This is a genomic window from Cellulomonas sp. P4_H12, assembly GCF_056400905.1.
This window is the reverse complement of sequence record NZ_JBFUKJ010000001.1, coordinates 171342-193080: the sequence shown is the minus strand read 5'-3', so window position 1 is coordinate 193080 and position 21739 is coordinate 171342. Positions and strand designations below refer to the sequence as shown.

21 protein-coding genes are annotated in these 21739 nt (G+C 73.1%); 6 read left to right on the top strand and 15 right to left on the bottom strand.

The genetic code is table 11. The features are described from left to right. Positions 1–23: 23 nt before the first annotated feature. From AC1DQC_RS00970 to AC1DQC_RS00960, 3 genes are all read right to left on the bottom strand, one after another. Positions 24–779 (bottom strand): metallophosphoesterase family protein, encoded by a 756-nt coding sequence (locus AC1DQC_RS00970; RefSeq protein WP_477049359.1) that lies wholly within the window; start codon positions 777–779, stop codon positions 24–26. 193 nt (positions 780–972) lie between these two features. Further along, positions 973–2340, bottom strand: a complete 1368-nt coding sequence (locus AC1DQC_RS00965; protein WP_477049358.1) for an HNH endonuclease signature motif containing protein — start codon at positions 2338–2340, stop codon at positions 973–975. 484 nt (positions 2341–2824) lie between these two features. After that, on the bottom strand, positions 2825–3418 hold the full coding sequence (locus tag AC1DQC_RS00960) for a sugar O-acetyltransferase (RefSeq protein ID WP_477049357.1): 594 nt from the start codon (positions 3416–3418) through the stop codon (positions 2825–2827). A 33-nt stretch (positions 3419–3451) separates the two neighbouring features. Between AC1DQC_RS00960 and AC1DQC_RS00955 the strand changes: the two genes are divergently transcribed. Genes AC1DQC_RS00955 through AC1DQC_RS00945 form a run of 3 tightly spaced genes read left to right on the top strand, consistent with a single transcriptional unit; the run spans position 3452 to position 9720 of the window. Further along, positions 3452–5722 carry an exo-beta-d-1,3/1,6-glucosidase gene (locus tag AC1DQC_RS00955; protein ID WP_477049356.1) on the top strand — a complete coding sequence of 757 codons (2271 nt, stop codon included), beginning with the start codon at positions 3452–3454 and terminating at the stop codon, positions 5720–5722. A 42-nt stretch (positions 5723–5764) separates the two neighbouring features. Then, positions 5765–8794, top strand: coding sequence for an alpha-mannosidase (locus AC1DQC_RS00950; RefSeq protein WP_477049355.1), 3030 nt, complete (start codon positions 5765–5767; stop codon positions 8792–8794). Further along, the gene (locus AC1DQC_RS00945) at positions 8791–9720 is read left to right on the top strand and encodes an aldo/keto reductase (protein WP_477049354.1); all 930 of its coding nucleotides are present in this window, start codon (positions 8791–8793) and stop codon (positions 9718–9720) included. Before AC1DQC_RS00950 ends, AC1DQC_RS00945 begins: the two co-directional genes overlap by 4 nt. A 10-nt stretch (positions 9721–9730) precedes the next feature. On the opposite strand, the gene AC1DQC_RS00940 is transcribed toward AC1DQC_RS00945, so the two are convergent. From AC1DQC_RS00940 to AC1DQC_RS00905, 8 genes are all read right to left on the bottom strand, one after another. Next, positions 9731–10453, bottom strand: a complete 723-nt coding sequence (locus tag AC1DQC_RS00940) for a metallophosphoesterase (RefSeq protein WP_477049353.1) — start codon at positions 10451–10453, stop codon at positions 9731–9733. Continuing rightward, entirely contained in the window at positions 10450–11355 is a 906-nt protein-coding gene (locus AC1DQC_RS00935) for a sucrase ferredoxin (protein ID WP_477049352.1), read from the bottom strand. The genes AC1DQC_RS00940 and AC1DQC_RS00935 overlap by 4 nt, the downstream gene beginning before the upstream one ends. Beyond that, complete coding sequence (locus AC1DQC_RS00930; protein WP_477049351.1) at positions 11352–12593, bottom strand: cupin domain-containing protein; 1242 nt, start codon at positions 12591–12593, stop codon at positions 11352–11354. Before AC1DQC_RS00930 ends, AC1DQC_RS00935 begins: the two co-directional genes overlap by 4 nt. After that, positions 12593–12838, bottom strand: a complete 246-nt coding sequence (locus AC1DQC_RS00925) for a BatC protein (protein ID WP_477049350.1) — start codon at positions 12836–12838, stop codon at positions 12593–12595. The genes AC1DQC_RS00930 and AC1DQC_RS00925 overlap by 1 nt, the downstream gene beginning before the upstream one ends. An 86-nt stretch (positions 12839–12924) precedes the next feature. Further along, the gene (locus tag AC1DQC_RS00920) at positions 12925–13194 is read right to left on the bottom strand and encodes a DUF1905 domain-containing protein (protein WP_477049349.1); all 270 of its coding nucleotides are present in this window, start codon (positions 13192–13194) and stop codon (positions 12925–12927) included. A 6-nt stretch (positions 13195–13200) separates the two neighbouring features. After that, positions 13201–14469, bottom strand: coding sequence for a low temperature requirement protein A (locus AC1DQC_RS00915; RefSeq protein WP_477049348.1), 1269 nt, complete (start codon positions 14467–14469; stop codon positions 13201–13203). 146 nt (positions 14470–14615) lie between these two features. Beyond that, positions 14616–15452, bottom strand: a complete 837-nt coding sequence (locus AC1DQC_RS00910) for an alpha/beta fold hydrolase (protein WP_477049347.1) — start codon at positions 15450–15452, stop codon at positions 14616–14618. Then, complete coding sequence (locus AC1DQC_RS00905; protein WP_477049346.1) at positions 15449–16165, bottom strand: alpha/beta fold hydrolase; 717 nt, start codon at positions 16163–16165, stop codon at positions 15449–15451. The genes AC1DQC_RS00910 and AC1DQC_RS00905 overlap by 4 nt, the downstream gene beginning before the upstream one ends. A 139-nt stretch (positions 16166–16304) precedes the next feature. On the opposite strand from AC1DQC_RS00905, the gene AC1DQC_RS00900 reads away from it, so the two are divergent. After that, positions 16305–17402 carry an AI-2E family transporter gene (locus tag AC1DQC_RS00900; protein ID WP_477049345.1) on the top strand — a complete coding sequence of 366 codons (1098 nt, stop codon included), beginning with the start codon at positions 16305–16307 and terminating at the stop codon, positions 17400–17402. A 2-nt stretch (positions 17403–17404) separates the two neighbouring features. Beyond that, positions 17405–18265: a DNA-3-methyladenine glycosylase family protein gene (locus AC1DQC_RS00895; RefSeq protein WP_477049344.1), complete on the top strand. Its 861-nt coding sequence runs from the start codon at positions 17405–17407 to the stop codon at positions 18263–18265. 4 nt (positions 18266–18269) lie between these two features. Here the strand turns inward: AC1DQC_RS00895 and AC1DQC_RS00890 are convergent, their stop codons facing one another. From AC1DQC_RS00890 to AC1DQC_RS00875, 4 genes are read right to left on the bottom strand one after another with little or no spacing between them, the layout of a single operon-like run. Continuing rightward, positions 18270–19457 carry an MFS transporter gene (locus AC1DQC_RS00890; protein WP_477049343.1) on the bottom strand — a complete coding sequence of 396 codons (1188 nt, stop codon included), beginning with the start codon at positions 19455–19457 and terminating at the stop codon, positions 18270–18272. Next, a complete protein-coding gene (locus AC1DQC_RS00885) occupies positions 19439–20506 on the bottom strand; it encodes a GNAT family N-acetyltransferase (RefSeq protein WP_477049342.1) in 1068 nt (355 codons plus the stop codon). The genes AC1DQC_RS00890 and AC1DQC_RS00885 overlap by 19 nt, the downstream gene beginning before the upstream one ends. 37 nt (positions 20507–20543) lie before the next feature. Continuing rightward, the gene (locus tag AC1DQC_RS00880; RefSeq protein ID WP_477049341.1) at positions 20544–20999 is read right to left on the bottom strand and encodes an SRPBCC family protein; all 456 of its coding nucleotides are present in this window, start codon (positions 20997–20999) and stop codon (positions 20544–20546) included. Continuing rightward, a complete protein-coding gene (locus AC1DQC_RS00875) occupies positions 20996–21331 on the bottom strand; it encodes an ArsR/SmtB family transcription factor (protein WP_477049340.1) in 336 nt (111 codons plus the stop codon). The genes AC1DQC_RS00880 and AC1DQC_RS00875 overlap by 4 nt, the downstream gene beginning before the upstream one ends. Before the next feature lie 52 nt (positions 21332–21383). Between AC1DQC_RS00875 and AC1DQC_RS00870 the strand changes: the two genes are divergently transcribed. Next, a complete protein-coding gene (locus AC1DQC_RS00870) occupies positions 21384–21722 on the top strand; it encodes a hypothetical protein (RefSeq protein ID WP_477049339.1) in 339 nt (112 codons plus the stop codon). Positions 21723–21739 lie beyond the last annotated feature (17 nt).

Genomic DNA, 21739 nt, shown 5'->3' with positions numbered 1-21739 from the left:
CGCACCCCGCCACAAGGAGGACGTCACGCGGGCGTCGTGAGGCCCAGCTCCTCGTGATGGCCGCGGAAGATCGCGGTCCGCAGCTCGATGGTCCACGCGTCGAGCGCCGGCATCCCGGCGGCCTCCGCGACCGCGAGCTCGGCCTCGACGTCGTACGGCACCCGGACGATCTGGAGGCCGAACACGTCACCGGCCCCCTCGAGGATCACGTACGACGCGGTCGTCTCGTCGAGCGGGTTGCCGACGCTCCCGACGTTGACCAGGGTGCGGCCGCGGAACGTCTCCACGTAGGCGTCGTGCACGTCCCCGTAGACCACCACGGTCGGCTCCGGACCGTCGCCCGTGAGCTCCGTGCTGGCGAACATGCCGGCGAACTCCTCGTCGGTGTGGTGGAAGTGCACGCGCGTGTAGACGCTGGTGGCCGACGCGTGGAACAGCCGGACCCGCCGGCCGGCGAGCACCAGGTCGTGGCTCAGCGGGAGCCCGGCGAGCCAGGAGCGGTCTTCATCCGTCAGCTCGTCGTGCCACCACCGGATGGCCGGGTCCTCGTGCTGACCCGACACCGGGAGGAAGTCGTCCCAGTTGCCGCGGACCGTCACGGCGCAGCGCTCGCGGCTGCGCGCGATGGTCGCCGACCCGCGCGGACCCTTGCCCGCGACGTCCCCGAGGTTCAGCACCGTCGTGATCCCCCGCGCATCGATGTCCGCGAGCACGGCATCGAAGGCGGTGAGGTTCCCGTGCACGTCGGACAGGACAGCGATGCGCTCGATGCCGGTCATGCGCGCCAACGTAGAGGACGAGCGCGGCCATCGGCGCGCCCACGGCGACGCATCCGCGAGAACGTCGCGACGTCGATCGCACCGCAACTGGGCTGGACCCGCCTGAGATCCCGCGGTAGCCGACCGGCGGGCGGGGAGCCTGGCCAGGCTGGCCGCGCATAGCTACCCCCGGCCAGCCTCAAGTCCAGCGGTGTCAGAAGGGCGGGTCGCCGAGGTCGGGCCGTGGTGGTGTGGCTGGCCGGTGTTTGTAGGCGGAGGGGTCGACGTGGATGGGGACCGGGTGGCGGGCGTAGGTGAGTCCGTGTCGGTCGGTCCACAGGGAGACCCCGGTGGTGCGGTTGTAGGTGACGTTCCACCAGCCGTCGGTCTTGGCTTGGTGGTGGTGCTTGCACAACGCGTGCAGGTTCGCCTCGCAGGTTTGCCGATCATGACGACCACCGCCACCGCCGCCGCCGCGGGGGTCGTCGGCGCCGTCGAGGCCGCCAGATCCGTCGTTGCCGGGCCTGGTGGGGGTGCGGTGGTGGTTGTAGGGGATGCGGTGGTCGATCTCGCAGCGGGTGGCGGGTTGGCGGCAGCCGGGGAAGGTGCAGGTCACGTCCCGGGCCTGCACGGTCCGGGTCAGATCCGCTCCCGGCCGGTAAGCATCGGTGCCCACCGCGCAGACCTGCCCGGCGGGGTCGGTCAGGACGCGCCGCCAGGTGCCGTCCTGGGCCAGCTCGCGGGCCAGCTGGGCCGGGATCGGCCCATAGGAGCCCAGGAACCCGGCGGCGTCATCCAGCCCGAGCAACGTGGTCGCCGCGACCGACAGCTGCACCGCGACCCGCTGCCCGTGCTTGGTCGGTAGCGGGGTGCCGTCCGGGGTGGTCTGCCGGTCCAGGATGCCCAGGAACACGTCGGTGAACGCGTCCGCCCGACGCTGGTCGATCGTGCGCTCATCTCCGTCGACAGCGCTGGTCCCGGCCAGGGCGTCGATCGCGGTGTACGCCGCGGTCGCCTCCGCGGCGGGAAGGTAGGCGATCAGCCGGGCCATCGCGTCGGGGGCCAGGTCCAGGAACACCGAGCGGCGTTCACGTTCGGCGACCCGTCGCTTCTCTGCGAGGTCGGGGTTGAGTGCGATCGCGGTGGCCCGCACGTGCCGGGCCAGCTGCGGGGCGGTCATCCGCCCGGCCTGGTCCAGCCCGTCGCCGACCAGCACCTCCCGGTCACTGGCGCACAGGCCGGCCGCGGCGCGGGTGACCTCGTCCAAGATGATGTCCAGCTTGCGGGCCTCGATCGCCCCGACCGCCCACGCGTCGCCCAGCACCGGGTACTGGTCGGTGCCCCACGCGCGCAGGAACAGGTTCTGCCCCGCCTGCCTCGTACACACCAACGCACACCCCAGCTCATCGGGGACGTGCCGCAACGCATCCGGGGTCCGCACGCCGAGCTCACGCACGAACGTCGCCTGCACCGACTGCAGCATGTTGATCGCCTGCTGCGACGCCGCCACCGCGTTCACCAGCGCCGCACCCGAAACCTCCGCCACCGGCACCGCCGTCAGCATCCCCACCAGAGAAGCCACATCGACCTCCGGGAGTGGGAACTCCTCGACCCAGCCAAGATCAACCACCCGCACGCCCGGACCGGGCACCGGTGCCGCGTTCGGGCGCGACCCGTGACCCGAGTCCGCCCACACCAACACCGGCGAGGACGCCGATGCAGGGGCGGAGGACCTCGAGGCGAAGGCAGCCGACGGAAAACGGGCAGCGACAGGAGTGGAGTCGGAGGGCGGAGCCGAGGTTGCATCGTGGCTGGCGACCGGGGCGAATGCGGCACGAAGAGGCACGTCGGCAAGCAGGTCGTCGACCGCGCGATCGTCCAGAACTGCCGTCATGGCCGTCACCTCCCTCGTCCGTCCGCCCGACTGTGGGCATAGAACAAGTGTACGAGTGACCACCGACACTCACCGCTGACCAGGACAAACGAGGCGGGACAACACAGGCAGGGAGCAACGGGAGGCCCAGCTCCCGCGACTGCTCGGCGAAAGGCTGCGGGTCGACCGCGCCCTACGCCCGAGGCTGCTCGTCGACCGACCGCAGCACCCGGCACGGGACGCCGACGGCCACGACGCGGGGCGGGACGTCGTGCGTCACGACGCTGCCGGCCCCGATGACGCTGCCCGCGCCGATGGTCACGCCGGGCAGGATCACCACGTTGGACCCGATCCACACGTCGTCCTCGATCCGCACGGGCAAGGAGAACTGCCAACCGCCGACCCGCTCCTCGGGCACGGTGGGGTGGCCGGCGGTCGAGATGGTGACGTTCGGCGCGATCATGACCCGGTCACCGATGTGGATGTCGGCGTCGTCGACGAGCACGAGGTTGAAGTTCGCGTAGAAGGACGAACCGATATGCACGTGGGAGCCGTACGACACGTGGAGCGGCGGCTCGATCCAGACCCCGGGTCCGACGGAGCCGAGCAGCTGCTGCAGGAGCGCCGTCCGCCGGGCCGCGTCGCTGGGGCGCGAGTGGTTGAAGTCGTAGGTCAGCTCCTTGCCCGCCACCCGTTCGGCCTCCAGCGCCTCGAGGCCTGGGCCGAAGTCGACATACAGCGATCCGTCGTTCATCGACGCCCGGACGGCGTCGTACTCGTGGGTCATCACACGCTCCTCTAGGGTGTTCCGCAGCCCATCATGCTCGAATCGATCCGACCCCAGGACATCCTCATGAACGCGCCCTACCAGGACTCTTCCCTGCCCGTCGCAGAGCGCGTCGCCGATCTCGTCGGGCGCATGACGCTCGAGGAGAAGGTCGGGCAGATGATGCAGCTGAACGCCAAGGACGGCGTCGAGGACCTGGTCCTCAACCTGCACGTGGGGTCGATCCTGCACACGTCGCCCGAGCGGGTCCGGCAGGCGCACGAGCTCACGGCGCAGACCCGGTTGCAGATCCCGCTGCTGATCGCCGAGGACTGCATCCACGGGCACTCCTTCTGGGAGGGCGCGACGATCTTCCCGACGCAGCTCGGCATGGCGGCCACCTGGGACGCCGACCTGCTGGAGCGTGCGGCTCGGGCGACCGCCGTCGAGGTCGCCGCGACCGGTATCCACTGGACGTTCTCGCCGGTGCTCTGCATCGCGCGCGACCTGCGCTGGGGGCGCGTCAGCGAGACGTTCGGCGAGGACCCGTTCCTCATCGGCGAGCTGTCGTCGGCCATGGTCCGGGGCTACCAGGGTGACGGGCTCGACGACCCGACGGCGATCCTGGCGACCGCCAAGCACTTCGCCGGCTACTCGGAGACGCAGGGCGGTCGGGACGCCAGCGAGGCGGACATCAGCCGCCGCAAGCTGCGCTCCTGGTTCCTCCCGCCGTTCGAGCGGGTCGCGAAGGAGGGCTGCCGGACCTTCATGCTCGGCTACCAGTCGATGGACGGTGTGCCGATCACCATCAACGACTGGCTGCTCAACGAGGTGCTGCGCGGCGAGTGGGGCTACACCGGCACGCTCATCACCGACTGGGACAACGTCGGCCGCATGGTCTGGGAGCAGCACATCCAGCCCGACTACGCGCATGCGTCCGCCGCCGCGATCCGCGCGGGCAACGACATGGTGATGACGACGCCAGGGTTCTTCGAAGGTGCCCAGGAGGCCGTGCGCAACGGGATGCTCGACGAGGCCGCGCTGGACGCCGCCGTCGGCCGGATCCTCACGCTGAAGTTCGAGCTCGGGCTGTTCGAGGACGCGCGCCACCCGAGCGTCGAGCGCCAGCAGGCCGTCATCGGGTCGGCCGAGCACGTCGAGCTGAACCTCGAGGTGGCGCGCCGCTCGCTCGTCCTGCTCACCAACGACGGCACGCTGCCGCTCGACCAGACGACGAAGACGATCGCGGTCATCGGCCCCAACGCCGACGACCAGCACACGCAGCTGGGCGACTGGGCCGGCGCGTCGGGCCAGGCGGACTGGCTCCCCGACGGCCACCCGCGGGAGATGACGCAGACGGTCCTCGACGGCTTCCGCGACCAGGTACCTGCGGGCTGGACCGTGACGCACGCGCGCGGCGCCGACATCCTCACGCTGGGCGCCGACCCCGAGGGCGAGTTCTTCCCCGACGGCCAGCCGCGCCCGCAGGTGGTGATCCCCGTCGCGCCCGACGAAGCGCTCATCGCCGAGGCCGTGGCCGCCACGAACGAGGCCGACGTCGTCGTCGCGGTCGTCGGCGACCGCATCGAGCTCGTCGGCGAGGGCCGGTCCACGGCCACGCTGGAGCTCGTCGGCGGGCAGGCCGCGCTGCTCGACGCCCTGGCGGCGACGGGCAAGCCGCTGGTCGTGGTCGTCATCGCGAGCAAGCCGCACGTGCTGCCGCCGAGCGCGATGAGCGCCGCGGCGATCATCTGGGCTGCGAACCCCGGCATGCGCGGCGGCCGGGCGATCGCCGAGCTGGTGCTGGGCCAGATCGAGCCGTCGGGCCGCCTGCCGATCTCGTTCGCCGAGCACGTCGGCCAGCTGCCGATCTACTACAACCAGCTCCCGGCGCAGCACGGCACGCGTTACGCGGACCTCACGCAGCGCGTTCCGTTCGCGTTCGGCGAGGGCCTGTCCTACACGACCGTCGTCTACGAGGACCTGCGCGTGGTCGAGCCGGTGCTGGGCGCAGACGACACCGTCCGCGCGCAGGTCACCCTGCACAACATCGGCGACCGCCCGGCCCTGGAGACCGTGCAGGTCTACGTGCGGGACACGGTGACCACCGTGACCTGGGCGGAGAAGGAGCTCAAGACGTACCGGCAGATCGAGGTCGCGCCCGGCGCGCGGGTGACCGTCGGCCTGCAGCTCCCCGTCGCGGACTGCACGATCGTCGACGCGGGCGGCCACCGGGTGGTCGAGCCCGGCCAGTTCGAGCTGTTGGTCGGCCCGTCGTCCCGCGACGACGCCCTGCTGCGTGCGGGGTTCGTCGTCACGGGCTGACCGACGGGCGGCTCACGCCACCCGTCCCGGAGGAGGAGCACGATGCACGGCAACCCCTTGCTCGCCGAGGCGCGGATCGACCGGTTCGTGGCCGACAGGATCGCCCCGGCCGTCTACCGTGACCGCGTCCCCCTCGAGCTGACCGCGTGGACCGCCCCCGGGGAGCCCGTGTCATTCCGGGAGGCGGCCGGCCAGGACTTCGCGCCGGTGGTTCCGGGTCACGCCTGGGGCGCGCCGTGGAGCACCACCTGGTTCCGCGCGACCGGGTGGCTGCCCGACGGCTGGCCGGGCGAGGGCACGGCGGTCGAGCTCGTCATCGACCTGGGGTTCTCCGGGACGGGTCCGGGGTTCCAGGCCGAGGGCCTCGTCTGGCGGCCGGACGGGACGACGATCAAGGGTGTCGCGCCGCTGAACCAGGCGGTGCCGTGGACGGGCGGCCCGGACGTCGACGTGTTCGTCGAGGCGGCGGGCAACCCGGACATCGCGAGCGGCTTCGGGTTCGTCCCCACCCCGTACGGCGACCTCGCCACGGCGGGCACCGACCCGCACTACGTGCTGGGGCGCGTCGACGTCGCGCTGCGGGACGTCGCCGTCTGGGAGCTCCTGCAGGACCTGACCGCACTGGTCGGCCTGATGAAGGCGCTGCCCGTGGACTCGACCCGGCGGGCAAGCATCCGCGTCGGGCTCGAGCACCTGCTCGACACCGTCGATCCCGACGACGTCGCGGGTTCCGCCGGCGCCGCCCGCGAGTCGCTGCGGCCGCTTCTCGACGCACCCGCCTCGGCGAGCGCCCACCACGCCTACGCGGTGGGCCACGCGCACATCGACTCGGCCTGGTTGTGGCCCCTGCGGGAGACCGTCCGCAAGTGTGCCCGGACCTTCTCCAACGTGATCGCCCTGATGGACGCCGACCCGGACTTCGTCTTCGCGTGCTCGTCGGCGCAGCAGTACGCCTGGATGAAGGAGTACTACCCCGAGCTGTTCGCGCGGATGCGGGAGAAGGTCGCGGCCGGCCAGTTCGTGCCGGTCGGCGGGATGTGGGTCGAGTCCGACACGAACATGCCGGGTGGCGAGGCGATGGCCCGGCAGATGGTGGCGGGCAAGCGGTTCTTCCTCGACGAGTTCGGCGTGGACACCCAGGACGTGTGGCTCCCCGACTCCTTCGGCTACTCCGGCGCCCTGCCGCAGATCGTGCGGTCGGCAGGCTCGCGCTGGTTCCTCTCGCAGAAGCTCTCGTGGAACGACACCGACCGGATGCCGCACCACACCTTCACGTGGGAGGGGATCGACGGCTCCCGGGTGCTCACGCACTTCCCCCCGGTCGACACGTACAACTCCGACCTGTCCGCGCGCGAGCTGCTGCACGCGGAGGCGAACTTCGCGGAGAAGGGTGTGGCCGGCTCCTCGATCGTCCCGTTCGGCTGGGGCGACGGTGGCGGCGGCCCGACGCGGGAGATGCTCGCCTCGGCGCGCCGGTTCGCCTCGCTCGAGGGGGCGCCCACGGTCGAGCTGGGCAGCCCGAGCACCTTCTTCGCCCGGGCCGAGGACGAGCTCACCGAGCCGTCGGTCTGGACCGGGGAGATGTATCTCGAGTTCCACCGCGGCACGTACACGTCGCAGGCGCGCACGAAGCAGGGCAACCGCCGCAGCGAGCACCTGCTGCGCGAGGCGGAGCTGTGGGCCGCGACCGCCGCGGTGCAGCGTGGGGCCGACTACCCGTACGACCGGCTCGAGCGGCTGTGGCGGACCACGCTGCTGCACCAGTTCCACGACATCCTGCCCGGCAGCTCGATCGGTTGGGTGCACCGGCAGGCGGAGGAGACCTACGCCGCGATCGGCGACGAGCTGGAGGACGTGATCGCCGCTGCCGTGGCGGACGTCGTCGGAGCCGGTGACCTCCCCGTGCTGCTCAACGCCGCGCCTCATCCGCGGTCCGGCGTCGCGCCCCTCGGGGCCGGTCCGCTCGGAGCGGCCCCCGGCGGTGCCGTGAACCTCGTGCGAGAGGACGACGGCACCGTCCGGCTCCGCAACGGGCTGATCGACGTGCACCTGACCAGCGGCGGCCAGATCGACTCGCTGCGCGACCTGACCGCCGACCGCGAGGTGATCCCGGCCGGCGCCCTGGCGAACCTGCTCCAGCTGCACCGCGACACCCCGGCCCGGTGGGACGCGTGGGACATCGACAAGGAGTACCGCCGGGTGGGCACCGACCTGCTCGACGCCGACAGCAGCGAGGTCGTGTCCGAGACCGCTGACGCGATCGTCGTGCGCACGACGCGCTCGTTCGGTGCGTCGCGGCTGGTGCAGGACGTCACGGTGCGCCGCGGCAGTGCGGCGATCGAGATCGTCACGGACGTCGACTGGCACGAGCGGCAGAAGCTGCTCAAGCTCGCCTTCCCGCTCGACGTGCTGGCGGACCGGTCGGCGGCGGAGACCCAGTTCGGGCACGTGTTCCGGCCGACCCACACCAACACGTCGTGGGACGCGGCCAGGTTCGAGATCTGCGCGCACCGCTGGGTGCACGTGGGCGAGCCCGGCTACGGCGTCGCGATCGCGAACGACTCCACCTACGGGCACGACGTCACCCGCCGCCCGAACGGCTCCGGCACGACCGTGCGGCTGTCGCTGCTGCGTGCCCCGCTCTTCCCCGACCCCGAGGCAGACCAGGGTCGTCACCGGCTGACGACGGTGCTGCACGCGGGCGCGACGATCGCGGACGCCGTCGAGGACGGCTACCGCACCAACCTGGCCGAGCGCGTCGTGCTGGGCGCGCACCCCGCGGACCCGCTGGTCACCGTCTCGAACCCGGCCGTGGTGGTCGAGTCCGTCAAGCTCGCCGAGGACCGCAGCGGCGACGTCGTGGTGCGCCTGTACGAGTCGCTGGGCGGCCGCGCGCGTGCGACGCTCGTGCCTGGCTTCCCGGTGTCGGGGGCCCGAGCGGTCGACCTGCTGGAACGCGACGTCGACGCCCCGGGGGTCACGGCGACCGACGAGGCCGTCGAGCTCGCGCTGCGCCCGTTCCAGCTGGTCACGCTGCGCCTGCCGCTCGCCGTCGAGAGGATCCCGCTGTGAAGACCTTCACCCTGCCCGGCACCGACATCGTCGTCCCCAACGTGGTGCTCGGGCTCATGCGCATCACGGAGAAGTCCGACGACGAGATCCGCGAGCTGGTCGCCGCCGGGCGCGACGCCGGGATCACGATGATCGACCACGCCGACATCTACGGCGGCGCGATGCACGTGTGCGAGCGCCGGTTCGCCGAGGCGATGCGGCTGACCCCGGCGGACCGGGCCGAGCTCGTCATCCAGACCAAGTGCGGCATCGTGCCGCCGGACGGCTTCGACTTCTCCTACGAGCACATCATCGAGTCGGTCGACGGGTCGCTCGCGGCGCTGGACACCGACTACCTCGACATCCTCCTGCTGCACCGCCCGGACGCCCTGGTCGAGCCGGAGGAGGTCGCGCGCGCGTTCGACGAGCTCGAGGCCGCCGGCAAGGTGCGCGCGTTCGGCGTCTCCAACCACACGCCGGGCCAGATCGAGCTGCTCAAGAAGTTCGTGCGGCAGCCGCTCGTGGCCAACCAGCTGCAGCTGTCCATCACGCACGCGTCGATCATCGCCCGCGGCGTCGCGGCCAACATGCAGGCCGAGGACCAGGCGATCGACCGCGACGGCGGCATCCTCGACTACTGCCGCCTGCACGACATCACCATCCAGGCGTGGTCGCCGTTCCAGGCCGGCTTCTTCACCGGGGTGTTCCTCGGCTCGCCGGACTACCCCGAGCTCAACGCGGTGATCGACCGCCTGGCGGCGGCGTACGGCGTGCCGCCGATCGCGATCGCGACCGCCTGGATCACCCGCCACCCCGCGCAGATGCAGGTGGTGCTCGGGACCACGAGCCCGGACCGGGTGACGGGCGCCGCGCAGGGCTCGGACGTCCCGCTGACCCGGGCTGAGTGGTACGAGCTGTTCCGAGCGGCGGGCTACATCGTCCCGTAGGCCGGACGGTTCAGGCGGGCGCCAAGGCGTGGAAGAGCGTGACGATCCCGCCGTCGTCGTCGATGGTGTGCACCGCGAGGCCGGGCATGGCCGAGGTGTCGGCGAACGGGTCGGCACGGCCGCCGAGCCGCATCGTCGACACGATGCCGACCGCGCCGAGCATCGGGCGCCCGGCGAACGTGCCGGCGACCGCGGTGTGCACGTGCCCGGTCAGGCACCCGATCACCGCCGGCGACGCGGTGATCAGGGCGGCCAGTGCCTCGGGGTTGGTCAGGCCCATGCCGTCGGCGTACGCGTTCCCTACGCGGAGGGACGGGTGGTGCATCGCGAGGAGCACGCGGCCGGGCGCCTCGGCGATCGCTGTGCGGGCGAACTGCAGCGTCGCCGGGTCGAGCAGGCCCTCGTCGCGCCCGGGGATCGAGGAGTCGAGCCCGACCACCCGGACGTCGCCGACGTCGAGCAGCCGGTTCACCGGTCCGTCGGGCGGGGCGCCGGGGACGTGGGCGCGCACGTCGTGGTTCCCGGGGACGACGAGCGTCGGGACCTGCGCGGGCAGGCTCGCGACGAACGCGGCGTACTCGTCGGGCCGGCCGTGGTCGGCAAGGTCGCCGGTGACGACGAGGCCGTCGAGCCGGGGCAGCCGGTCGAGCTCCGCGAGCACGCGGCGGAACCGGTCGAGGCTGTGCGGCGTGGCGCCGATGTGCGGGTCGCTGAGGTGGGCGAGGACGGTCACGACGAGGCACCTTCGCGTCGGAGGGGGTGAGTGCTGAGGCCCGCGAGCGCCCACTGCCGCACGGGCAGCGCCTGCGTGGCGGCGCACGTGGAGAGCAGGGGGGCCGACGACGTCTCGACCAGCTCCACGGTCACCGTGCCGTCGGGCGCCGCGAGGTCCACCGACCAGCGGTCGTGCGCGCGGCTCTCGCGCAGCGGCGCCCAGGCGTCGATCGCGTCGTCGCCCAGCTCGACGCGCGCGAAGTGCTGCGCGGCCTGCACCGGGTGCGACGCCGAGCTCCGCCCGCGCAGGAGCGTCGGCACCACGCGCCGGTCGAGGTAGGCGTCGGCCACCGCGACCGCGTCGCCGTCGTCGACCCAGCCGTAGTAGAGGCCGTGTGGCAGCAGCACCATCGTGCCGGCGAAGCGGTCGCCGCCCAGGTGGGAGCACTCCCAGGTCTCCTCCGGATACGCCAGCGCCAGGCGCGCGGCGACGACCCGCCCGCGCACCGCGCAGCACTGGTCGTGCCGGCCGTGCGCGCACACCGCGAAGACCGGCCGGTCCGACGGCACGCCCGCTGACCCGTCGAGCGGGACCTCGAGCAGCTCCGCCGGCTGGTCGACCCGGCCCCAGCGGACGCTCTCCCGGCCGGGGCGGGAGTCGACGAGCGCCCACCGGGTGCCGTCCTGCGCGTGCCGGCGCCCGGGCCGCCGGATGGCGAGCGGTCGGATGCCGGCGCCCTCGATGCGATGCACCAGCGCGCGCCCGAGCGCGGCGTCGAACGGGGGGTCGAGCAGCGCGTGGCGTCCCCAGCCCGCCTGGTTCTCGACGAGGAACCAGCGGTCGCCGTGCGAGCCGGTGCCGACCAGCGAGTCCTGCCGGGCGCGGGCGCCGTCGCTGCAGGGCACCCACCCGTCGGTCACTCGGCCGTCACCACCACGCCCTCGCGCAGCAGTCGCCGGACGACGACGAGCGCGCTGGCCAGGTCGAGCCCGGGCAACGACCCGACGGCGACCGGCTCACCGGTGCGCAGCGCGCGCAGCGCCGGACCGGCCTCGGCGGGCAGCGACAGCGCGGTGCCCCGAGCGGTCAGCCGGACCTTGTCGCCCGCGTCCTCGATGCGTCCGCCGAACGAGTCGCGCCAGCGGACCGTCGTGTGCTCGGACAGCGCGGTGATGGCGTCGAGGGTGGCCAGCGGCGCCACGGGCTCGGGTCGGGTGTCCCGACCGAACCGCGCGCCGAGCTGCCGCGCGGCGCGCACCTCGGGGTCGCGGGTCTCCGTGAGCACGCGGACGAGCTCGGCGACGGTCTGCTCGACGACCGGTCGCAGCTGCTCGGGGTCGCCGACGTCGATGCCGAACGGCAGGGACGCCCGCAGGGCCGGTGAGTCGCCGACCAGGCCGAGCAGCGTGTCGACGACGTCGGCGCGCGTGTACGCCGCCATGCCGACGGTCAGGTGGATCGACGTGTCGCCCAGCGCGGTCGCCGAGTGGATCCAGCCGCGCGGCAGGTAGAGCGCGTCGCCGGGCCGGAGCACGCGGTCGATGACCGGCTCGCCCTCACCCGCCGCGGCGACCGCCGCGCGGTGGTCGGTCCACACCTGGTTCTTGAGCGGGTCCGGGTGCACGGGCGCGTGGATGACCCACCGCTTCTCGCCGGACACCTGCAGCACGAACACGTCGTGGGTGTCGTAGTGCGGCGAGAAGCCCTGCGACGACGGCGGCGTGACGTACGCGTTGACCTGCGCGGGGTGGCCGAGCTCGTCGACCAGCTGCCGCGTGAAGTCGACCAGCGGCGGCCACATCCGGTGCAGGCCCTGGAGCACGATCGTGGCGCCCGCCGCGAACTCGGCGAGCACCTTGTCGCTCGAGACCTGGTCCGAGACCTCGGCGCCGAACCCACCCGACGCGGTGAACCGACTCGGCGCGAGGACGTCGCCCTCGTGCGCCAGCCGGATGAACGGGGTGCGCAGGCCGCGCCGGCCGACCAGCTCGTCGACGGCCGCGGGGGAGAACAGGTCGGCGAAGTCGTCGTGGGCCGGCGACAGCAGCGGCGCCCGGCCCCAGTACTCGTCCGCGAACTGCTCGGCGGAGACGTCGACGCAGCGCGAGAGCGCGGACCGGAGGACCGGTCCGCGCTCCGTCAGTGTGCGTACAGGCACTATGCCGAGCCGTCCGCCCCGCCGTCGTGCCCATCGGCGTTCGCGCCGCCGTCCGCAGGGCCCTCGCCGGCCGAGCCGTCCGCCCCGCCGTCGTGCCCGCCGGCGTTCGCGCCGCCGTCCGCGGGGCCCTCGCCGGCCGAGCCGTCGGCTCCGCCGTCGTGCCCGCCGGGGTTCGCGCCGCCGTCGGCCACGCCTTCTCCGGCGGATGCCGGCTCGCTGGTGATGTCGTCATCGTTGATGCTCATGGACACTCCCTCGTCTCGCAGCCGTGCGGCGGCGTCGCCGCCCTCGCGAGCGTATCCACGCGACCGTCCCCGCGCCTCCGTTCTGCTCAGGTCGAACGCCCGAGCAGGCGCACCTCGACCAGCTCACCGGCCTCGCTCTTGCCGATCGCCGCGCACAGCGCCTTGCGCAGCGGCAGCCAGTGCGGGCCCGACCCCGAGGGCATGAGGGTCGCGGCGAACTCGTGGCCGTCGAGCGTGCCGGTGACCTTGACCGCCTTCCGGGTGCCGAGCAGCTCCGCGGAGCCGTCGAGCTCCAGGTAGGTGGCGTAGGCGCCGTCCTTGCGGATGGGCACGGTGAAGGTCGCGTCGAGGTCCATGGCTCATCATCCGTGCTCGGCGTCGTCGCCGCGTTCTGGACGGGGATCGTCCTGGTGGCTCGCGCCCGCGAGCGCCGTACGTCCGCGCCGGCGCGACCGCCGCGGTGACCGCCCCTCGGCGGGCGGTTCCAGCGCCAGCCAGACGACGACGAGCACGAGCAGCCACACGAGCGCGCCGACCGACAGCTGCGGGGCGAGCAGCAGCAGCACGACCGGCACGACGACGCTCGGCGCCCCTCGGACCAGGAGCCAGCGGCGGCCCTTCCCGACGAGGAGCGCGGTGACCACGCCGATCAGGCAGTAGCCGGCGACCGCCCCGCAGAGCAGGGTCCGGGCGTCGAAGGCGAGCGCGCCGTGCGTGTGGGCGACCGCCACACCGAGAGCGGCGGCGAGGGCGGCGAGCGCCCCGGTGAGCAGCGCGTGCAGCAGCATGACGATCCGCGGGGCGACGAGGCGCGGCTTGAGCTGCGGGATCCCGGCGGTGCCGTGCAGCAGGCCCGCGGTCCAGACGGAGGCCAGCAGCGCGAACGCGCCGAGCGACACGACCGCCGTGCTCCGATCCCAGGAGGTCGTGTCCGCGGCCGCGTCGATGATCTGGATGAGCCCCTCGCCCAGCACGATGATGACGAACAGTCCGAGCCGCTCCGCGAGGTGCTCCTCCTCGACCGGCGTGCCCTCGATCGTCATGAGCCCGGCCGCCGGCCCGCCGCGGCGACGGGAAGCCTTCACGCGCTCGAGGCGTTCCTCGGCCTCCTGCATCGCGCGCTCGCCGGACGAGGTGAGCAGCACGGCCAGGTCGATGACGATGCCGACGGCCCACAGCCAGTACCGCGCGGGTGCGTCGACCCACAGCGAGATCAGCCAGGGCAGGGCGCCGAGCCCGAACTGCGCCAGCGGCCAGTCCAGCAGCACCTTGCCGCGCGCGATGACGGCACCGGCGTACCAGCGCAGCGCCACGTAGGCGATGACGAAGGCGCTCGCCCGCGCGCCGTGGATGCCGGGGACGGAGGCCGCCATGACGGCCAGCCCGAGCATGGCGGTGATCAGGACGCGCGTCTTGGCGTCCTCGCCCGCGACGTTCCCGTAGACCGCGAAGCCCGCCCACGAGATCCAGAACGCCAGGTACAGCACCGCGTAGAGGCCGAGCGTCGTCGCGCCCATGTCCTCGTGCAGCAGGTGGGCCAGCTGGCCGATGCCCGCGACGACCACCAGGTCGAAGAACAGCTCTTTCCAGGACGCGTGCCGCTCGACTGCGGCGACGGGCTCGGATGACATGCGGTCAGTAGACCGCACGCAGGGTCAGTCCAGCAGGTCCCGCAGCACGGCGGCCTGGTTGTGGACCGGGTCCTTGGCGCCGTAGACGAACTCGTCGAACGCCTGCTCGTCGTCGACCCGCCGCAGGTGGACCGTCATGACGACACCTACCGCGCGAGCAGCCAGTCGAGGGCCGCCGGCGCGGCGCCCAGCACCGACACGTGTCCCTGGCCCGGCCGCAGCCACAGCTCGGCCGACGGGATCCGCGCCGCCAGCCAGGCGCCGTGGGCGGCCGGCACCACCCGGTCGTCGTCGCCGTGCAGGACGAGGACGGGCACCGTGATGTCGGCGGGGTCGAAGCCCCACGGCGCGACGTAGGCGAGATCGTCCTCGACCATCCCGCCGACGCCACCCTCGAGCGCCTCGCCCGCGATCCGGCCCAGCCAGCCCCACGGCCCGGCCAGCGCCTCGTGGTCCGCCGCGGTGAACATGGCGGGGTCGTACTCGCTGCTGACCAGCTGGCGTTCCAGGGCGTCGCGCCCGGCGACGGCGGCGCGCAGCTCGGCGGTGCCGGTCGGGTTGATGCCCGCGAACCAGTCGAGGCCGTCGGCGTCGAAGGGTGCGGTCCCCGACCCCTCGACCGCCGCGACCACCCGGTCCCCGAGAAGCGCCGCGCAGGCCAGCGCGTGCGGCCCGCCGCCGGAATGGCCCAGCACCGCGAACCGGTCGATGCCGAGCGCGTCGGCGATCGCGGCGACGTCGCCGGCCGCCGACGCCACGTCGCGGCCGGGGTGCGGCGTCGAGCCGCCGTAGCCGGGTCGGTCGTACGAGATCCACCGGATCTCACGGCTCATCGGGAGCAGCGGCTCGGGCGGTGTGCCGACGTTCGGGGTCCCGTGGTGCCAGAACACGGTCAACCGGGACTCGTCGGCCGGGGTGTCGTACGCGCGCAGCGTCCGGCCGTCGGCGAGCGGGACGAGGTGCGCCGTGGGCGTCGTGGTCACCCGACCGCGTCGATCGCCTGCTGGATCAGGGCGGTCACCTCGTCGGGGTGGCTGATCATCGCGACGTGCGAGCTGTCGATCTCGACCACTGTCGCGCCGGCCCGGGCGCCCATGAACCGCTCGGCGGCCGGCGGGATGACGCGGTCGTCGGAGGCCACCAGGTACCAGGAGGGCAGGGTCTTCCAGGCGGGCGGGCCGGACGGCTCGCCCAGCGAGGCCAGCGAGGCCGGGCGCTGCGAGACCGCCATGGCGGCCGCGAGCTCGTCGGGCAGGTCCTGGCAGAAGCCCTGGTGGAACACCTCGAGCTTGATGTACGCGTCGCCGTTGCCCTCGCCGGAGTCCGGGAACGGCCGGATGTCGACGATCTGCGTGAGGTCCGGCGGCGGCCCGTCGCTGCCCAGGCCGAGCGCGGCGCCCGCGGGCTCGCCCTCGTCCAGCGCGAACGCCGCGACGTAGACGAGCGCCTTGACGTTGTCCGCGCCGACCGCCGCGTTGGTGATGACCGCACCGCCGTAGGAGTGGCCGACCAGGACCACGTCGCCCTCGATGGTGGACAGGAACGACCGGATGTACGCCGCGTCGCCGGAGATGCTGCGCAGCGGGTTGGCGGGCGCGTACGAGCTGTAGCCCGCCGCGGCCAGGCGGGTGATCACACCGCCCCAGCCCGAGGCGTCGGCGAATGCTCCGTGGACGAGGACGACGGTGGGGCTCATGGGTCGATCTCCTTCGGACGACGGCGTCAGGCTGTCGTCGACACGGTAGGCGCGCCCGGGGGGCCAGAGGCATACGTCATCTGACGGCCGCGCGCTATCTTGCGTGCACCTGACCTTCTCGAAGGAGCGCGCGCGCCCCATGGCATCGCCCCAGGGCCTCGCGCCCTCCACCCGCACGCTGCTGTTCCTCGCGGCCGCCGTCGTGGTGCTCACCGGCATGCACGCTGCGCGCGAGGTGCTGGCGCCCCTGCTCCTGGCCGCGGTGCTCGTCATCATCGTGCACCCGATCCGGCACCCGCTCGAGCGCCGCGGCTGGCACCGGGCCGCGGCCACCACGGTCGTCATCGTCGTCGTCTACCTGATCCTGCTCGCCCTCATCGCGATGCTGGTGTTCGCGGGGATCCAGTTCGGTGGGCTGGTCCAGGACTACCTCACGGAGCTGCAGCAGACGATCGGCGACGCCACCGCGTGGCTGGCGTCGATCGGCGTGGACCAGAGCTCGATCGAGTCGATCACGGACGCCCTGCAGCCCTCCCAGCTGGTGGGCGTCGCCGCCTCCCTCGGCGGCGCCGTGATGGGCGTCCTCACCACGCTGTTCGTGGTCGTCACCTACGTGATCTTCATGTCCGTCGACGCCGCGCGGTACGACGGTGCGCACGTCCAGTTCGGCCAGACGGAGAGCAACGTGCTCGGTCGGGCGACCACGTTAAACATCGGGGTGCGCCGGTACTTCGTGGTGAGCGCGTCGTTCGGTGCGGTCGTGGCCATCGTCGATGGGCTCGCGCTGTGGGCGCTCGGCGTCCCGGCCCCGGCCGTGTGGGCGATCCTCGCGTTCGTCACCAACTTCATCCCGAACATCGGGTTCGTCATCGGCGTCATCCCGCCGACGCTGCTCGCCCTCGTGGTGGGCGGGTGGCCCCTCGCGCTCGCGGTGATCGCGATCTACAGCGCCGTCAACGTCACGCTGCAGGTGCTGATCCAGCCGAAGTTCGTCGCCGACGCGGTGAACATCACGCTCACCCTGAGCTTCGTGTCGGTCATCTTCTGGACCTTCGTCATCGGGCCGCTGGGCGCGATCCTGGCCGTGCCGCTCACGCTCCTGTCCCGGGCGGTGCTGCTCCAGGGCGGCCCGCAGACCGCCTGGTACTCGTGGCTCTCGGGCGAGGACCTGCCGAAGCCCAAGGAGCTCGAGCCCGCGCCGGTGCCCACGCCGGAGCCCGAGCCGGCCGCGGACTGACCATGGCCGTCGTCGAGATCCCCGTCCGGGGTCGGTTCGACCTCGCGCAGAGCATCGGGTTCGGGTTCGGGCAGCGCGACGCCGCCGACGGGTCGGTGCTGCGGCTGGCGTTCTGCCTCGACGGGTATCGCACGCAGGTCGGGGCGGCCGTGACCCAGGCGGCGCCGGACCTGCTGCTGTGCGACGTGCAGGGGGAGGGTGACCCGCGCGCGGTCGCGGCGCAGGTTGCGCGCGTGCTGTCGGTGGACGTCGACGGCACGGGGTACGACGAGCTGGGCCGCCGCGAGGCGCTGGTCGGCGCGGCCCAGTCCCGACGCCCGGGGCTCCGGCCGCCGCTGTTCTACTCGGCCTACGAGGCGCTGCTCTGGTCGGTGCTCTCCGCACGGCGGCCGCAGCGCCAGATGGCCGCCGTCCGGACCGCGCTCGCCCGGGCGCACGGCCGGGTGTTCGACGTTGCCGGGGTCGAGCAGGCGGCGGTGCCCCTGCCGGCCGACCTCCTCGCGGTCACGTCGTTCCCGGGCATCCCCGATGCCAAGATCCCGCGCCTGCACGGCGTCGCCGAGGCCGCGCTCGCCGGGGCGCTCGACACGGAGACGCTGCGCGCGATGGACCCGGCGGCGGCCGCGACCGAGCTCCAGCGCCTCGACGGGATCGGGCCGTTCTACTCCGAGCTGGTCACCGTCCGCGCCCTGGGGCACACCGACGTGCTGCCGGTGAACGAGCCCCTGGTGCGGTCCGTCGTGGGCCGGGCGCTCGGCCAGGACGAGCCGCTCGAGCCCGCGCGGCTGGCCGAGGTGGCGGAGGCGTGGCGGCCGTGGCGCACCTGGGTCGCCGTGGCCATGCGCGCGGGGGCCTCGGCCTGACGGGTCACGGAGCGCGGGGGAACGCCCGCCGGGCGACGACGATCACGACGAGGCTGGCGACGACCAGCGCGGCGCCGACGAACGGCAGCGCGTCGAGGCCCGGCCCCACCAGCACGAGCGCGCCCAGCGCCGCCCCGCCGCCGATCCCGATGTTCGCGGTCGAGTTCACCAGCGCGCCGATGAGGTCGGGCGACGCCCCGCGCGTGCGGATCGCGGCGGTCTGGAACACGGACGCCATGGCGCCGAACGACGCGGACCAGACGGCCGCGGCGACGAGCACGCCGATCCGCGACGGGTACACGAGCCCGAGAGCGAGCAGGCCGACCGCCATGCCGGCGTGCACCACGACGGTGCCGCGGCGCGGGTTCCGGTCCAGGGACGCGGCAGCGTAGGCGGTGCCGACCAGGCCCACCGCGCCGAGGCCGAGCAGGACGGGGCCGACGGCGGTCTCGCTCAGACCCGTGGCCAGCAGGATCACCGAGACGTAGGTGTAGACGACGTACTGCGCCAGGTAGGTGAGCGTGTTCGTCGTCGACACGATCCCCAGCCGCCGGCGGCGGTCGGTGCGCGTGTCGTCGGCGTGCGGGGCGTCGTCGGCCGACACCGGCGGCAGCAACGTCGCGACCAGCACGGTCGCCAGGGCGCAGGCGGCGGCGAGGACGAGGAACCCGTTGCGCCACCCGACGGCGGTGCCTAGCGCGGTGGACAGCGGCACGCCGAGCACGAGACCCGCGGATGCCCCCGCCGTGACCAGGGCGAGCGCGCGGCCGGTGACGTGCGGGGCGACGAGGCGCGAGGCGTACCCGATGCTCAGCGAGAAGAAGAGGGCGTGCGCGATGCCGCCGACCGCGCGGCCGGCCGCGACGACGCCGAAGGTGGGGGCGATGCCGACCAGCGCGTTGCTCACGGTGTAGGCGGCCAGCGTGCCCAGCAGCAGACCCTTGCGGGGCAGGCGTCGGGTGCCCAGCGTCAGCGGGATCGCGAGGGTCGCCACCATGAGCGCGTACACGGTGACCAGCAGCCCGGCGACGGACTCGGTGACGTCCAGGTCGGTGCTGATCTGCGGCAGCAGACCGACGGGCACCAGCTCGGTCGTGATCGCCACGAAGGTGGCGAGCGTCAGGGCCGCCAGCCCGCCGGCGGCGTCGCGCACCGAGCCGGGGCCCGACGCCCTCAGGCTGACCTCTGCCACGCGGCCTCCACGCTCGCCTGCCGGAACCCGAGGGCCACGTTGATCGCCAGCATGTGCGCGTTCTCCTGCGCGTTCCACGTGTGGATCCGGGCGGCCTGGGGCCGGACGTCGCGGAGGGCGTCGAGGACGGCGATCTTCGCCAGCATGCCGAGCCCGTGGCCGCGGTGCTCGCGCAGGACGAGGGTGTCGCCCTGGAACACGACCGCCGGCTTGTCCAGCGGGTACTCGACCCCCGAGTAGGCGGCGAGCGTGCCGGTGGGCGCGTGCTCGACGACGGCCGTGAGGATCCCCAGCCCGCGGCGACGCAGGTCGGCGGCGCGCGTGCGGACGCGGTCGGCGTCCCAGACGTCCTCGGCCAGGTCGAGCGCGCCGTGCGGGACGTCGGTGCTCATGCGCGTCTTGAGGACGGCGAGCTCGTCCAGCCACTCCTCGTCGTACCCGTCCTGCATGAGGTGGACGCGGTGGTCCGGGCCGGGGCCCGGGCGCAGCGGGTCGAGAATCTCGGCGGGGACGGGAACGTCGAGCACGGAGTGCCGGACCACCTGCTCGAGGGCAAAGCCGCGCGCGAGCGCGAACCGGGTGGCGTCGTCGTCCGCCGGGATGCGGCCGTCGCCGGTGGGCGCGGCGAGCGCGCCGGGCCCGGGCCGGGGCTCGACGGCGAACGCCGAGTCCGACAGCACGACCTGGCGGCCGGCGTCGCGGGCGATCTGCAGACCGGCGTCGAAGAGCAGGGCACCGACGCCCCGTCGGCGACGGTCCGGGCGCACCGCGACGTAGACGACGGCGACGTGCTGGTTCCCGACCAGCGGCAGACCCACCATCGCGCACCCGACGACGTCGGCCGGGTCGGTGGAGCCCTCAGGGACCGCGACCAGGCGGTGGATCTTGCGGTGCGGCTCCTGCAGCATGGCGCGCACGGTCGGGACGTCGAGCGAGAAGTCCGTTCCGTGCACCGGCCCGTCGACCGCCTCGCTGACCTGAACCACGCCTTCGACAGTCCAGGCGTCGGGGTGCTGCGGGTCGGCGGGCACGGGCACGAGGCGGATCACGCGGTCAGCCTCGCGTTCGTGCCCGCCGCCGGCAATGTCAATCGCGAACCAGGTACGCCTCGATCCGGTCGAACGCCCCCACCCACACGTGCTCGGTGAAGAAGTCGCGGACCTCGACGGCGGGGAACCCGCTCTGCACGACGGTCACCAGGGTCCCGCCGTCGACCGCCTCGAACGTGACGTCGATCCGCGTGATCATGGTCAGGCCGTCCGGGCTGCTGCCGGACGACTCGGTGACCAGGCGGTGCGGACGGTCGATCACCAGGAACGTCTGGGTCTCCCGGAACAGGTTGTCGCGGTCCGGCCCCCACACGGCGGTCTGCTGCCCGCCGACGCGCAGGTCGACCTCGATCTCGACGATCCCTGGCTTGGTGTCGAGGATCGAGAACCAGATCGTCTGCTTCTCCGCGTCGGTGTAGGCGTCGAACACCTCGTCGGGTGTCGCGGGCAGCATGCGGGTCATGCGCATCTCGAGGGTGTCGGTGCTGGTCATGAGTCGAGTCCTTTCTGGAGGGTGAAGTAGGCCTCGAGACCGTCGAGCCGACGCTCCCAGAGCCGCTGGTAGAAGGAGATCCACGCCATGGCGTCGTCCAGTCGCTCCTCCCCGAGCCGGCACTGCCTCGAGCGGCCGACCTTCTCGGTGCTGACCAGGCCGGCGTCCTCGAGGACCTGCACGTGCTTCTTCATGCCGGTGAGGCTCATCCCGTGCGGCGCCGCGAGCTCGCCGATGGTGGCGGGTCCCTCGCCGAGCCGGGTGAGGATGTCGCGTCGGGTCGCGTCGGCCAGCGCCGAGTAGATCCGGTCGAGAGTGTCATGCTGAACCATGTGGTTCACCATAGGACACTGAACCGGATGGTGCAATAAGTAGGATCGGGGCATGCGCGTGGTGCGGGGCAAGGTCGGTGCCGTCGTCGCGCTGCTCGTGGCCGTCGGGCTGGCGCTGTCCGCGCTCGCGGGACTGACGTGGAGCCGATCCCTGGACGTCCCTGCCGACGGACCGTGGCGGGTGGTGCTGCGCCACCCGGCGGGCGGCTGGGGCGCGTGCCTGGACGACGCCTCCATCGCGAGCACCGGGATGACGGACGACTCGCCCGCCTCCTACGTCACGGCGGACCTCGCTGCGGACGCGACGGCCCGGGACGTGCGACGCGTCGTCGAGTGCCTCTCCGGCGCGATGACCGGTGGCACCGTCCAGGTCGTCGCGATCAACCCCTAGCCGGACCGGCGGCACGT